The 14438-nt window shown below is 70.7% G+C and carries 8 protein-coding genes and 3 pseudogenes; 9 read left to right on the plus strand and 2 right to left on the minus strand.

The annotated features are described in order from the left end of the window. From ASC99_RS00005 to pyk, 9 genes and pseudogenes are all read left to right on the plus strand, one after another. Positions 1 to 1148: pseudogene (locus ASC99_RS00005) on the plus strand (alpha-1,4-glucan--maltose-1-phosphate maltosyltransferase); the annotation flags it as partial. A 10-nt stretch (positions 1149 to 1158) separates the two neighbouring features. Continuing rightward, positions 1159 to 1482: a hypothetical protein gene (locus ASC99_RS40000; protein ID WP_369825069.1), complete on the plus strand. Its 324-nt coding sequence runs from the start codon at positions 1159 to 1161 to the stop codon at positions 1480 to 1482. Continuing rightward, positions 1479 to 3182 carry a maltose alpha-D-glucosyltransferase gene (gene treS, locus ASC99_RS00010; protein WP_057226705.1) on the plus strand — a complete coding sequence of 568 codons (1704 nt, stop codon included), beginning with the start codon at positions 1479 to 1481 and terminating at the stop codon, positions 3180 to 3182. Before ASC99_RS40000 ends, treS begins: the two co-directional genes overlap by 4 nt. A 229-nt stretch (positions 3183 to 3411) precedes the next feature. After that, positions 3412 to 4890 (plus strand): maltokinase, encoded by a 1479-nt coding sequence (locus ASC99_RS00015; RefSeq protein ID WP_082597964.1) that lies wholly within the window; start codon positions 3412 to 3414, stop codon positions 4888 to 4890. 596 nt (positions 4891 to 5486) lie between these two features. After that, positions 5487 to 5752, plus strand: a pseudogene (locus ASC99_RS40005) (1,4-alpha-glucan branching enzyme); the annotation flags it as partial. A 50-nt stretch (positions 5753 to 5802) separates the two neighbouring features. Further along, positions 5803 to 7572: pseudogene (gene glgB, locus ASC99_RS00025) on the plus strand (1,4-alpha-glucan branching protein GlgB); the annotation flags it as partial. A 160-nt stretch (positions 7573 to 7732) separates the two neighbouring features. Next, a complete protein-coding gene (gene pta, locus ASC99_RS00030) occupies positions 7733 to 9853 on the plus strand; it encodes a phosphate acetyltransferase (protein WP_057226711.1) in 2121 nt (706 codons plus the stop codon). Further along, the gene (locus tag ASC99_RS00035; RefSeq protein ID WP_057226714.1) at positions 9850 to 11055 is read left to right on the plus strand and encodes an acetate kinase; all 1206 of its coding nucleotides are present in this window, start codon (positions 9850 to 9852) and stop codon (positions 11053 to 11055) included. The genes pta and ASC99_RS00035 overlap by 4 nt, the downstream gene beginning before the upstream one ends. A gap of 97 nt (positions 11056 to 11152) precedes the next feature. Further along, the gene (pyk, locus tag ASC99_RS00040; RefSeq protein WP_057226717.1) at positions 11153 to 12583 is read left to right on the plus strand and encodes a pyruvate kinase; all 1431 of its coding nucleotides are present in this window, start codon (positions 11153 to 11155) and stop codon (positions 12581 to 12583) included. A gap of 71 nt (positions 12584 to 12654) precedes the next feature. On the opposite strand, the gene ASC99_RS00045 is transcribed toward pyk, so the two are convergent. Beyond that, on the minus strand, positions 12655 to 13842 hold the full coding sequence (locus ASC99_RS00045; protein WP_057226720.1) for a hypothetical protein: 1188 nt from the start codon (positions 13840 to 13842) through the stop codon (positions 12655 to 12657). Then, positions 13839 to 14408 (minus strand): DUF6114 domain-containing protein, encoded by a 570-nt coding sequence (locus tag ASC99_RS39600; protein ID WP_057226725.1) that lies wholly within the window; start codon positions 14406 to 14408, stop codon positions 13839 to 13841. The genes ASC99_RS00045 and ASC99_RS39600 overlap by 4 nt, the downstream gene beginning before the upstream one ends. Positions 14409 to 14438 lie beyond the last annotated feature (30 nt).

Here is a 14438-nt window from a genome sequence, read left to right on the forward strand (position 1 = left end):
CGGGCGTTGTTCGGGTCGTGGTACGAGTTCTTCCCGCGGTCCGAGGGTGCGGTGATCGACCCGGACGGCAACCAGCCGCCGGTCTCCGGCACCTTCCGCACCGCCGCRCTGCGCCTGCCCGCCGTCGCCGCSATGGGCTTCGACGTCCTCTACCTCCCCCCGATCCACCCGATCGGCCGGGCCTTCCGCAAAGGCCCCGACAACACCCTGACAGCCGGCCCGCACGACGTCGGCTCCCCCTGGGCCATCGGCTCCCCCGAAGGCGGCCACGACGCCGTCCACCCCGACCTCGGCACCMTCGAGGACTTCGACCACTTCGTCACCGAAGCCACCGCCCTCGGCATCGAGATCGCCCTCGACTTCGCCCTCCAGTGCTCCCCCGACCACCCCTGGGTCAACAAACACCCCGAGTGGTTCACCCACCGCCCCGACGGCACCATCGCCTACGCCGARAACCCSCCGAAGAAGTACCAGGACATCTACCCGATCAACTTCGACCACGACCTCGACGGCCTGGTCAAGGAAACCCTGCGCATCCTGCGGCACTGGATGGCCCACGGCRTCCGGATCTTCCGCGTCGACAACCCCCACACCAAACCGGTGCTGTTCTGGGAGAAAGTCCTCGCCGACATCGCCCGCACCGACCCCGACGTGCTCTTCCTCGCCGAAGCCTTCACCCGCCCCGCCATGATGCACACCCTCGGCAAAGTCGGCTTCCACCAGTCCTACACCTACTTCACCTGGCGCGAGACCAAAACCGAACTCRYCGAATACCTCACCGARCTCAGCGGCGACGCCGCCGCCTACATGCGCCCCAACTTCTTCGCCAACACCCCCGACATCCTCCCCAAACACCTCGCCCAGGCCGGCMCCACCGCCTTCGCCGTCCGCGCCGTCCTCGCCGCCACCCTCGCCCCCAGCTGGGGCATCTACGCCGGCTTCGAACTCGCCGAGAACGAACCCACCAAGCCCGGCTCCGAGGAGTACGCCCACTCCGAGAAGTWCGAACTACGSCCCCGCGACTGGACCACCACCAACACCCTCACCCCACTCATCACCGTGCTCAACCGGCTGCGCCGCCGCCACCCCGCCCTCCAACAGCTGCGCGACCTCACCTTCCACCCCACCGACAACGACCACATCCTCGCNCTCATCACCGTGCTCAACCGGCTGCGCCGCCGCCACCCCGCCCTCCAACAGCTGCGCGACCTCACCTTCCACCCCACCGACAACGACCACATCCTCGCTTTCTCGAAGACCGCCACCACCGAGGACGGTCTCACCGACCACGTCATCACCGTGGTCAACCTCGACCCCCGGAACCCGCAGGAGACCACCGTCACCCTGCCCTGGGACGGGCCGCTCGCAGTCCACGACGAGCTCACCGGAGCCTCCTGGACCTGGCACCGCCACAACTACGTCCGGCTCGATCCCACCACCGGGCCGGCCCACCTCCTCACGGTTCGGAGGAACCCTCTGTGACAGTCAACGAGCCCGTGCCCGACACCTTCGCCGAGACCTCTCCGGGAAAGCTCGACCCGGAGTGGTTCAAGCGGGCGGTGTTCTACGAGGTACTGGTGCGATCGTTCCAGGACAGCAACGGGGACGGGGTGGGAGACCTCAGGGGCCTCACCTCGAAGTTGGACTACCTGCAGTGGCTCGGGGTGGACTGCCTCTGGCTGCCGCCGTTCTTCGCCTCGCCGTTGCGGGACGGCGGGTACGACGTGGCGGACTACAAGTCCGTGCTGCCGGAGTTCGGCGACCTGGCGGACTTCGTGGAGTTCACCGACGCCGCGCACAAGCGCGGTATGCGGGTAGTGATCGACTTCGTGATGAACCACACCAGTGACCAGCACCCGTGGTTCCAGGAGTCCCGCCGCGACCCGGACGGGCCGTACGGCGACTTCTACATGTGGGCCGACGACGACAAGCAGTACCCGGACGCCCGGATCATCTTCGTCGACACCGAGACCAGCAACTGGACCTACGACCCGGTCCGCAAGCAGTACTACTGGCACCGGTTCTTCTCCCACCAGCCCGACCTGAACTACGACAACCCCCGGGTCCAGGAGGAGATGATCGCGGGGCTGCGGTTCTGGCTGGACCTCGGGATCGACGGGTTCCGGCTGGACGCGGTGCCGTACCTGTTCGCCCGGGAGGGGACCAACTGCGAGAACCTGCCGGAGACCCACGAGTTCCTCCGCCGGGTCCGCAAGGAGATCGACGCCGACTACCCCGACACGGTGCTGCTGGCCGAGGCCAACCAGTGGCCGGAGGACGTGGTCGACTACTTCGGCGACTTCGCCTCCGGCGGCGACGAGTGCCACATGGCATTCCACTTTCCGGTGATGCCGCGGATCTTCATGGCGGTCCGCCGGGAGTCCCGCTACCCGGTCTCCGAAATCCTGGCCAAGACGCCGACCATTCCCGGCAATTGCCAGTGGGGTATTTTCCTGCGCAACCACGACGAGCTGACCCTGGAAATGGTCACCGACGAGGAGCGCGACTACATGTACGCGGAGTACGCCAAGGACCCCAGGATGCGGGCCAACGTCGGAATCCGCCGCCGGCTGGCACCCCTGCTGGAGAACGACCGGAACCAGATCGAGCTGTTCACCGCCCTGCTGCTCTCGCTGCCGGGCTCGCCGGTCCTCTACTACGGGGACGAGATCGGCATGGGCGACAACATCTGGCTGGGCGACCGGGACGGCGTCCGGACCCCGATGCAGTGGACGCCCGACCGCAACGCGGGTTTCTCCTCCGCCGACCCGGGCAGGCTCAGTCTGCCGCCCATCATGGACCCGGTGTACGGCTATCAGGTGACCAACGTCGAGGCACAGCAAAGCAGTTCGAGTTCGCTGCTGCACTGGACGCGTCGCATGATCGAGATTCGCAAGCTCAATCCGGCCTTCGGCCTCGGCAGCTACACCGAACTGCCCTCGAGCAACCCCGCAGTGCTGGCCTTCGTCCGCGAGTACGAAGGCGACCTGGTGATGTGCGTCAACAACTTCTCGCGCTTCGCACAGCCGACCGAGTTGGATCTGCGGCGGTACGGGGGACGCTATCCGGTGGAGCTGATCGGAGGCGTTCGCTTCCCGTCGATCGGCGAGTGGCCCTACCTGCTCACCCTGGCCGGGCACGGTTTCTACTGGTTCCAGCTGCGCAACCCTCACAAGCAGTGAAGTAACGATCAGTCAGTTCACTTCCCTCGGGGGCGCGAAGAGAATTCACGCGCCCCCGAGCGATCTCTGCACCACCGCGTACGGAGAACAGCCCAACGGCCACCCACACTAAGGCGTGACACCCGAGCCCGGCTCGCGTGCCGTCGCCGTCGCGCCGCCGAAATCCGGAAGACTGACGGGCCCGGCCAGACCCGTCGGGCAGTCGGCCCGCTTCCGGGGAAAGGGAGTCATGTCCGAAACCTCCCGTTCTCAAGCCCATCTGCGCCAGGATGCCCCGAGACCACTCGGGGCACGTGACGCGGGGGCTCGGAGGACCACCGTCGGGGTCAGCGAGCTGGTCCAGGCCGCGCTGCCCCTGATCATCGGCTGGCTGCCGAGTCAGCGCTGGTACGCGGGCAAGGGCCGCGCGATCACCAGGATCACCCCGGTGGTCGGCACCCCGCTCCAGGTCGGTGACCCCGCGCTGCTGCACCTGCTGCTCCAGGTCGAGTACGCGGGCGACGGCGGCTCGTCCCAGCGCGACATCTACCAGCTGCTGCTCGGCATCCGCTCGCAGGAGCCGCCGGGGATCGGCCCAGGGGCCGTGCTCGGGCGGCTCGGCAGCGGGCCGTACGACGGCGCGGCGCTCTACGACGCCGTGCACGACCCGGAGCTGACCGGCCGTCTGCTGGGGCACCTGGCCACCGGCGACCGGTTCGGCGCGCTGTCGTTCCGCCGCACCCCGGGCCCCGGGCTGCCGGGCAACCTGCCGGGGCGGGCCTCCACCGCCGAGCAGTCCAACAGCTCGGTGATCTACGGGACGGCCTTCATCCTCAAGCTGTTCCGCCGGATCAGTCCGGGCACCAACCCCGACCTGGAGCTCTCGCTGGCGCTCTCCCGGGCCGGTTCGACCCGGATCCCCCGGGTGGCCGCCTGGTTCGAGAGCCGGATGGAGGGCGCCGAACCGGCCACCCTCGGGCTGCTCCAGCGCTACCTGCCGGACGCGGAGGACGGCTGGGAGCTGGCGCTCGACCAGGTCGGACGGCTGAAGGGCGACCCGTCCCCGGGCAACTTCGCGATCGAGGCGCACCGGCTCGGCCGCGCCACCGCGGAGGTGCACCGGGTGCTGGCCAGGACCATGCCGGTGGCCCGGCTCGACCGGACCCAGACCCACCAGCTGGCCGCCGCGATGACCGAGCGGCTGGACCGCGCGGTCACCGCCGTCCCGGGGCTGACCAGGTACCGGGCCGCGCTGCAGGCCGCGTTCCAGGCCCTGACGGCCGATCACCTGGACGGCCTGCCGGTCCAGCGGATCCACGGCGACCTGCACCTCGGGCAGGCCATGCGCACCCCGCACGGCTGGGTGCTGCTGGACTTCGAGGGCGAGCCGGCCAAACCGCTGGCCGAGCGCAGACTCCCGCAGCCCGCGCTGCGGGACGTCGCGGCGATGCTCCGCTCCTTCGACTACGCCGCCGCCCACCTGCTGGCCGGTACCCCCTCGGACCCGGAGCTGGCCCATCTGGCGGCGTCCTGGGCCGGGCGCAACCGGACGGCGTACTGCGCGGGTTACACCGCGGGCGGCGGCATGGAGCCGTCCTCGGCGCCCGAACTGATGCGGGCGCTGGAGATCGACAAGGCGGTCTACGAGGTGGTCTACGAAGCCCGGCACCGGCCGAGCTGGCTGCCCATCCCGCTGGCCGCGATCAACCGCCTGGCCCTGACCGTCTGAACCACCCCACTCAGCAGGAGGACTCCGCCGTGACCCCGCTCGGCCCGAAGCGCGACCGCAGCACGCCCGTGCCCGCCACCTTCCTGCCCGAGCGGGTGGGCAAGCCCGGCCGCCGCCGGGCCGCGGCAGCTTCGCCGGCCCCGGCGGCGCCGCTGCCGCATGCCGCGCTCCGGCTGCCGGAGGCGACGCTGCCGCCCAGCGAGATCGACCGGCTGCTGTCCGGCGAGCACCACGACCCGCACGGCCTGCTCGGCGCGCACCTGACCTCGGAGGGGGTCTCGATCCGGGTGCTGCGCCCGTTCGCCGAGCGGGTGGTGGTGCTCACCGAGCAGGGCCCGGTGGAGCTGACCCACCTTCAGTCCGGCCTGTTCACCGGCCTGCTGCCCAGCGCGGTCGAGATCCCGGACTACCGGCTCCAGGTCTCGTACGCCGGGGTCGAGCACGTCCAGCAGGACGGGTACCGGCTGCCGCCGACGCTCGGTGAGCTGGATCTGCACCTGATCGCGGAGGGGCGGCACGAGCAGCTCTGGCAGGCGCTCGGTTCGCACCTGCGCACGGTGCAGGGCATTCCCGGTACGGCGTTCGCGGTGTGGGCNCTGATCGCGGAGGGGCGGCACGAGCAGCTCTGGCAGGCGCTCGGTTCGCACCTGCGCACGGTGCAGGGCATTCCCGGTACGGCGTTCGCGGTGTGGGCGCCGAACGCCGCCGGGGTGCGGCTGATCGGCGACTTCAACCACTGGGACGGCACCGGCCACCCGATGCGCTCGCTCGGCTCCTCCGGCGTCTGGGAACTCTTCGTCCCCTGGATCAGCGAGGGCACCCGCTACAAGTACGAGGTGTGGGCCCAGGACGGCCGGGTCTCNATCAGGCTGACCGCGACGGTCGCGGCGCTGGCGATGATCGCGGGACCGGAGCCCGAACGCCGCCGGGGTGCGGCTGATCGGCGACTTCAACCACTGGGACGGCACCGGCCACCCGATGCGCTCGCTCGGCTCCTCCGGCGTCTGGGAACTCTTCGTCCCCGGCCTCGGGGCGGGCACCCAGTACAAGTACGAGATCCACACCCGGCAGGGCTGGGTGCTCAAGAAGGCCGACCCGATGGCCCGGGCCACCCAGTGCCCGCCGGAGACCGCCTCGGTGGTCACCGAGTCGACGTACGAGTGGGGCGACGCCGACTGGCTGGCCCGCCGGGCCACGGCCGTTCACCACCGCTCCCCGATGTCGGTCTACGAGCTGCACCTCGCCTCCTGGCGCCCCGACCTCACCTCGTACCGTCAGATCGCCGCCGAACTCCCGTCCTATCTCCAGGAGTTGAACTTCACCCATGTGGAGTTCATGCCGGTGATGGAGCACCCCTTCGGCGGTTCCTGGGGCTACCAGGTGTCGGGTTTCTACGCGCCGACCGCCCGGCTCGGCAGCCCGGACGACTTCCGCTTCCTGGTCGACACCCTGCACCAGCACGGCATCGGGGTGATCGTCGACTGGGTACCCGCGCACTTCCCGAAGGACGACTTCGCACTGGCCAGGTTCGACGGCGAGCCGCTGTACGAGCCGGCCGACCCGCTTCGGGCCGAGCACCCGGACTGGGGGACGCTGGAGTTCGACTACGGCCGCACCGAGGTCCGCAACTTCCTGGTGGCCAACGCCGTCTACTGGTGCGAGGAGTTCCACATCGACGGCCTGCGGGTCGACGCCGTCGCCTCGATGCTCTACCTCGACTACTCCCGCGAGGCCGGCGACTGGACCCCGAACCAGTACGGCGGCCGGGAGAACCTGGACGCCGCCGCCTTCCTGCAGGAGATGAACGCCACCGTCTACCGGCGCTGCCCCGGCGTGGTCACCATCGCCGAGGAGTCCACCGCCTGGGACGGTGTCACCCGGCCGACCGACACCGGCGGCCTGGGCTTCGGCCTGAAGTGGAACATGGGCTGGATGCACGACTCGCTGGTCTACATGTCCAAGGAGCCGGTGCACCGCAAGCACCACCACAACGAGATCACCTTCTCGATGGTCTACGCGTACTCGGAGAACTACGTGCTGCCCATCTCGCACGACGAGGTGGTGCACGGCAAGCAGKCACTGGTSTCCAAGATGCCCGGCGACTGGTGGCAGCAGCGGTCGAACCACCGCGCCTACCTGGGCTTCATGTGGGCCCACCCGGGCAAGCAACTCCTGTTCATGGGACAGGAGTTCGCCCAGGGCGCGGAGTGGGACCACGAGCAGGGCCCGCAGTGGTGGGTGCTGGGCGAGGACTGGCCGGCCGCCGCCGAGCACCGCGGCGTGCAGCGCCTGGTCGCCGACCTGAACGGCCGTTACCTGGACAGCCCCGCCCTCTGGGAGCAGGACACCACCCCGGACGGCTTCCGCTGGCTGGACGGCGGCGCGGCCGAGGACAACGTGCTCTCCTTCGTCCGGTTCGCCGCCGACGGCAGCCCGCTGGTGGCGGTCTGCAACTTCTCCCCCGTGGTCCGGCACTGCTACCGGGTCGGCCTGCCCGCCCTGGAGACCACCGACCAGCTCTGGGAGGAGACGCTGAACACCGACGCCACCGAGTACGGCGGCAGCGGCGTCGCCAACTCCCACCCCGTCAAGGCCGACGCCACACCCTGGAACGACCAGCCGCGCAGCGCCGAGCTGGTCCTCCCGCCGCTGGCCACCGTCTGGCTCCGCCCGGCGAACTGACCCCCCGTCCGTCCCCGGCGGCCGGGCCTTCCGCCCGGCCGTCCGGGGACGTTCGTCCCTTGCCCCCTTCGGCCGGTCGCGCATGCGGGCAGCCGTTCCCGGTGCGAATGTATGGTCAATACGACCGCTGACCGAGGACGACCGAAACGGAGCTCCCACCGTGGCGCGCAGCGTGTACGTGACCGGGATCGGCCGAGGGGACGGCCGGCAGGCCGTCGAACTCGGGGTCATGGAACTGCTCACCCGTCAGGTGGACCGGGTCGGTGTGTTCCGTCCGCTGGTCCACGCCCACGCCCCCGGCGAGCCGGGCTCGGACCACGTGGTGGAGCTGCTCCGCAACCGCTACCGGCTGGACCTGCCGACCACCGAGCTGTACGGCCTCACCTACGAGGAGGCGGCCGCGCTCCAGGCGGCGCAGGGGCAGGACGAGCTGGTCTCCGCTCTGGTCGACCGGTTCCGCGAGCTGGAGCGCCGGTGCCAGGCGGTGCTGGTGCTCGGCACCGACTTCGCCGACACCAACATCCCGGACGAGCTGGCCTTCAACGCCCGGCTGGCGAACGAGTTCGGCGCCTGGGTGCTGCCGGTGGTCGGCGGCCACGACGAGGATCCGCAGGCGGTGATCGCCGAGGTGCGCAACGCCCACCGGGCCTACCGCGACCTGGGCTGCTCGATACTGGCGATGATCGCCAACCGGGTCGCCCCCGGCGCCAAGCAGCAGATCCAGCGCACCCTGGCCGAGAAGCTCGCCCTCCCCGCGTACGTCCTGCCGGAGGAGCCCGCGCTGGCCGCCCCGACGGTGGCCCAGCTGGTCGAGGCGACCGGCGCCGAGCTGCTGCTCGGCGACGCGGCGGGCCTGGCCAGGGATGTCCGGGGCTTCGTGTTCGGCGGCGCGATGCTGCCGACCTTCCTGACCGCGCTGACCGAGGGCGCCCTGGTGGTCACCCCCGGGGACCGGGCGGACCTGGTGATCGGCTCACTGGCCGCGCACGCCGCCGGTGCCCCGCCGATCGCCGGCCTGCTGCTGACGCTCGGTCAGCACCCCGGCCCGAACGTGATGGCGCTGGCCGCCCGGCTGGCCCCCGGCACCCCGGTGGCCGTCGTCCCGGAGGGCAGCTGGCTGACCGCCGCTGCGCTCACCCACCTGGAGGGCAAGCTCACCCAGGCCAGCCCCCGGAAGGCCGAGATCGCCCTCGGCCTGTTCGAACTGCACGTCGACACCGCCGAGTTGACCAGCCGGATCGAGCTCAGCCGATCCGAGCGGGTCACCCCGATGATGTTCGAGCACGAGCTGCTGGAGCGAGCCAGGGCGGCCCGTCGGCACGTGGTGCTGCCCGAGGGCGCCGAGGAGCGGGTGCTGCGCGCCGCCGAGATTCTGCTGCGCCGCAACATCTGCGACCTCACCCTGCTCGGCGAGCCGGACGCGATCCGCCGCAAGGCCGCCGCGCTCGGCATCACGCTCCCGCAGGAGGGTGGCGACCAGGCGCAGGTCCGGCTGGTCGACCCGGCCACCAGCCCGCTGCGCCAGCAGTTCGCCGAGCTGTACGCCAAGCTGCGCGCGCACAAGGGCATGACCGTCGAGCTGGCACTCGACGTGGTCACCGACGTCTCGTACTTCGGCACCCTGATGGTCGAGCAGGGCATCGCCGACGGCATGGTCTCCGGCGCGGTGCACTCCACCGCCGCCACCATCCGCCCCGCCTTCGAGGTGATCAAGACCGCGCCGGGTGCGGCGATCGTCTCCTCGGTCTTCTTCATGTGCCTGGCCGACAAGGTGCTGGTCTACGGCGACTGCGCGGTCAACCCCGACCCGGACGCCCAGCAGCTGGCCGACATCGCCATCCAGTCGGCCGAGACCGCCGCCCAGTTCGGCGTCGAGCCCCGGGTCGCGATGCTCTCCTACTCCACCGGCACCTCGGGCTCGGGCGCGGACGTGGACAAGGTCCGCAAGGCCACCGAACTGGTCCGCGAGCTGCGCCCCGACCTGCTGGTGGACGGGCCGATCCAGTACGACGCGGCGGTCGACGCGCAGGTCGCGGCCACCAAGCTGCCCGGCTCCGAGGTGGCGGGCCGGGCCACCGTGCTGATCTTCCCGGACCTCAACACCGGCAACAACACCTACAAGGCGGTGCAGCGCTCGGCCGGTGCGGTGGCCGTCGGCCCGGTGCTGCAGGGCTTGCGCAAGCCGGTCAACGACCTGTCCCGGGGGGCGCTGGTCCAGGACATCGTCACCACCGTGGCCATCACGGCCATCCAGTCGCAGAACGAAGGAACGGCCTCATGACCGACGCCACCCGGGTCCTCGTGCTCAACGCCGGCTCCTCCTCGGTCAAGTACCAGCTGATCGACATGGTGGACGGCGCCCGGCTGGCCGCCGGCCTGGTCGAACGGATCGGCGAGAGCAACGGCCGGCTCGCGCACACCCCGCGCGCCGGCGACCCGCGGGAGACCGTCCAGGTCTTCCCCGACCACGGCGCGGCGCTGAAGGCGGTGGCCGAGGAGCTGGCCGCCGACGGCCTCGGCCTGGACTCCCCCGAGCTGGCCGCGATCGGCCACCGGGTGGTGCACGGCGGCCAGCGGTTCACCGCGCCGACCCTGGTCACCGACGAGGTGCTGACCGAGATCCGCCGGCTGATCCCGGTCGCCCCGCTGCACAACCCGGCCAACATCACCGGCATCGAGGTGGCCCGGTCGCTGCGCCCCGACCTGCCGCAGGTGGCGGTCTTCGACACCGCCTTCCACGCCACCATGCCGGAGTACGCGGCCCGCTACGCGATCGACAAGGTGGTGGCGGACCAGCACCGGGTGCGCCGCTACGGCTTCCACGGCACCTCGCACCAGTACGTCTCGCGGGCCACCGCCCGGCTGCTCGGCAAGGACCCGGCCGAGGTGAACGTGATCGTGCTGCACCTGGGCAACGGCGGCTCGGCCTCGGCGGTGGCGGGCGGGGTCTGCGTGGACACCTCGATGGGTCTCACTCCTCTGGAGGGCCTGGTGATGGGCACTCGTTCGGGTGATGTCGACCCGGGTGTGGTCTTCCACCTGCACCGGGTGGGCGGCCTGAGCATCGACCAGATCGACGAGCTGCTGAACCGCCGCAGCGGCCTGCTCGGCCTGTGCGGCGACAACGACATGCGCGAGATCATGCGGCGGGCGGACGGCGGCGACGCCGATGCGAAGCTGGCCTTCGACACCTACATCCACCGGCTGCGCAAGTACCTCGGCGGCTACTACGCGGTGCTCGGGCGGGTGGACGCGATCGCCTTCACCGCGGGAGTCGGCGAGAACGCCGCGCCGGTCCGCGCGGCCGCCTGCGCCGGCCTCGACGAGCTGGGCATCGCGGTGGACCCGGAGCTGAACTCGGTCCGCTCCGGCGAGGCCCGGGTGATCTCCCCCGAGTACGGACGGGTGACCGTCGCAGTGGTACCCACGGACGAGGAGCTGGAGATCGCGCAGCAGTCCTTCGCCCTGGTGCACGGAGCCTGACGAGGCGTCAGCATCCCACGCCTCGGGATGCTTCGTCGGCGATCTCTCACCATTCGAGCGGAATGCACCCATAACACGAACGGATAGACTGACCGATATGCGCCGAGCGAAAATTGTCTGCACCCTGGGTCCTGCCACGGACTCCTACGAACAGCTGAAGGCCATCGTCGAAGCGGGCATGAACGTCGCCCGACTGAACATGAGCCACGGCTCCCATGCGGAGCACGAGGAGCGGTACCACAAGGTCCGCCAGGTGTCCCAGGACACCGGCCGCACCATCGGCATCCTGGCCGACCTCCAGGGCCCGAAGATCCGTCTGGCGACCTTCGCCAACGGCCCGGTGACGGTCGACAACGGTGACGAGTTCACCATCACCACCGAGGATGTGCCCGGGGACCAGCACATCTGCGGTACCACCTACAAGGGCCTGCCGGGCGACGTGAAGCCCGGCGACCCGGTTCTGATCAACGATGGGGTCATCGCCCTGGAGGTCGTCAGCGTCGACGGCCCGCGGGTGAAGACCGTGGTGATCGAGGGCGGCGTGCTCTCGAACAACAAGGGCATCAACCTGCCCGGCGCGGCCGTGAACGTGCCCGCGCTGTCCGAGAAGGACAAGGACGACCTGCGGTTCGCACTGGAGCTGGGCGTCGACATGGTCGCGCTCTCCTTCGTCCGGAACGCGGGCGACATCCACGACGTGCACAAGGTGATGGACGAGGTCGGCATCCGCGTCCCGGTCATCGCCAAGATCGAGAAGCCGCAGGCCGTCGAGGCGATGGAGGAGATCGTCCTCGCCTTCGACGCGATCATGGTGGCCCGTGGCGACCTCGCGGTGGAGTACCCGCTGGAGAAGGTGCCGCTGGTCCAGAAGCAGCTGATCACGCTGGCCCGCCGGAACGCCAAGCCGGTCATCGTCGCCACCCAGATGATGGAGTCGATGATCCACGCCTCGCGGCCGACCCGCGCCGAGGTCTCGGACGTCGCCAACGCGATCCTGGACGGGGCGGACGCGATCATGCTCTCCGCCGAGTCCAGCGTCGGCAAGTACCCGATCGAGACGGTCAAGACGATGAGCCGGATCGCCGAGACGGCCGAGGAGGAGCTGCTCTCGCAGGGCCTCCAGCCGCTCAACCCGGGCCGCAAGCCGCGCACCCAGAGCGGCTCGATCGCCCGCGCCGCCTGCGAGCTGGGCGACTTCCTGAACGCCGAGGCGCTGGTCGCGTTCACCAAGTCCGGTGACACCGCCCGCCGGCTGTCCCGCTACCGCTCGCCGATCCCGGTGGTGGCCTTCACCCCGGACGTCGCGACCCGCAACCAGCTCTCGCTGAGCTGGGGCGTCGAGGCGTACGTGACCGAGCAGGTTGAGACCACCGACGCGATGGTGGCCCAGGTCGACCAGGAGCTGCTGGCGCTGCGCCGCCTGAACGAGGGCGACACCGTCATCGTGACGGCCGGCTCCCCGCCCGGCATCCCCGGCAACACCAACATGGTCCAGGTGCACCACCTGGGCACCCGCGCGGCTCTCTGAGCCCCGCACAGCAGTAACGCCTGTGGGGCGCCCCGGAGTTCGGGGCGCCCCACAGGCGTTTTCGGCTGCCTCTAGTAAGGCGTGGTGTCGTTGAAGAGGTGCATGCCAGGGATCTTCAGCGTGCCACCGAACTGACCGGCCTGGACGGCCTTGGCCCCGGTCAGCGTCAGGTCGAGCGGGATCGGGACGGTGCTGAGCATGTCCCAGAGCCACTTCGGCAGGGTGTCCGGGGTGAGCGTGATCTCGCCCAGGTCGATCGGGATCGGCAGGCCGAGCACCTCGGCCAGGTGGCCGGAGAGGCTCTCCACGTACATGGTGACCGGGCCCTGCCGCATGGTCGAGGTCGACCCGGGCTTGCTCTTCACGTGGAAGGTCAGGCCGGGGATCTGGATCGTCGACATGTCGAGGTTCTCGATGTCCACGCTCGCGGTGGTGAACTTCAGCACCCGCTTGGTGCCGGTCGGGGTCTTCACGTCGTAGACGCCGTTGAAGACCGAGCCGTGCAGCGCGAGCCGGGTGGAGCGCAGGGTCCAGTTCTGCTCCGGCACCACGTGCCCGGGGGTGCCCTTGAGGGCCTTCACCGAGCTGGTGTCGACGGCGCAGTTCGGGTCGGCCGAGGGCGAGGCGGAGGCCGAACCGGCCGCCTTGGGCTTGGCCGGGGTGGCCGAGGACTTGGTGCTGCCGCTCGGCTTCGACGTCGCGGACGCGGTGCCGGACGGGACGGCGGCCGGCGCCACGGCCCGGGGTGCCACGGTGGTCGGGCTCGGCGTCGCCGTCGGGGCCTGCGAGGTCGAACTCGGGCTCGGCGTCGGTGAGTTGCTCGGCTTCGGCGGCAGCAGGACGTCAACGATGTCGTCGATGATGCCGTTCGGCCTGACCGTCCCCCGGGAGGCACGCTCCGAGGCCGTAGCGGACGGGCTCGGCGTGCCCACCGGAGCGGTGGCACTGGCGGAGCCGGTGGGCGCCGTGGGCACGGTGCCGGCGGGGATGGACGCCTCGGCGCCGGGCAGGCCCGGGGTGCCCGGGAGCGGGGTCAGCTCGCTCTTCGGGACCGGGATCTCCTCCAGCACCGTGTCCGGGGCACTGGCGCAGTTCTTCGGGCTCTCCGCGGAGGCCAGCGTCGGGATCGCCCCCATCAGCAGCGCGGTGGGGACCGCGGCCAGCGCGAACGCCCGGCCGCGCAGACGGGAGCCACGCCGCGGCGCGGCGTGCCGCGGGCCCGGCAGCCGGATGTCGGCCGCCTCGTCTCGGTCGGTCACCGTTGCCCCTCCGGATCGGCGGCCTGCGGCTGGGCGGGCAGCACGTGGGTGTCGGCGGCCTGGGTGTCGACGGCCTCGGCCACCTCTGCGGCGGCCGGCTCACTGCCGGCCGGCTGCTCGGCTGCGAACTCGGCGCCCTCGACAGCCTCGACCACCGGTTCGGGCTTCAGCGGGGCCCAGGAGAGCAGCAGACCGCCGCCCACCAGGCCGAGCAGGAAGCCGAGCAGGAAGCCGCCGAAGTTGGAGACCGGGATGGAGATCAGGCTGAGGATGGTGGTGGCCACCCCGCAGAACACCCGGACCAGCGGCTGGAACCACGCGGTCAGCCCGAGCGCGATCAGCAGCAGGCCGATCACCAGCGAACCCGCGCCGGCCGTGGTCGACATGGCCATCGTGAGCTGGCCGAGCTTCAGGTGGAAGTACGGGAAGTACAGGATCGGCCCGCCCGCCAGGATGGCCAGCAGCCCGCCCCAGAACGGTCGGGTGTGCCGCCAGGTGTGGAACCTCTCCCAGGGGGTCGCCTGGCCCTCCTGCTGGGGCCACGGGGGGACGGTAGCGCTGGACACGAGGCAGCTCCTCGGTGGTACTCGCAGGCG

The sequence above is a fragment of the Kitasatospora sp. Root107 genome (assembly GCF_001424875.1).
Taxonomy (GTDB): domain Bacteria; phylum Actinomycetota; class Actinomycetes; order Streptomycetales; family Streptomycetaceae; genus Kitasatospora.

Coding starts and splice junctions, on each gene's coding strand:
- ASC99_RS00015 (WP_082597964.1), top strand. CDS start 3,412: ATGTCCGAAACCTCCCGTTCTCAAGCCCATCTGCGCCAGGATGCCCCG.
- ASC99_RS00035 (WP_057226714.1), top strand. CDS start 9,850: ATGACCGACGCCACCCGGGTCCTCGTGCTCAACGCCGGCTCCTCCTCG.
- pyk (WP_057226717.1), top strand. CDS start 11,153: ATGCGCCGAGCGAAAATTGTCTGCACCCTGGGTCCTGCCACGGACTCC.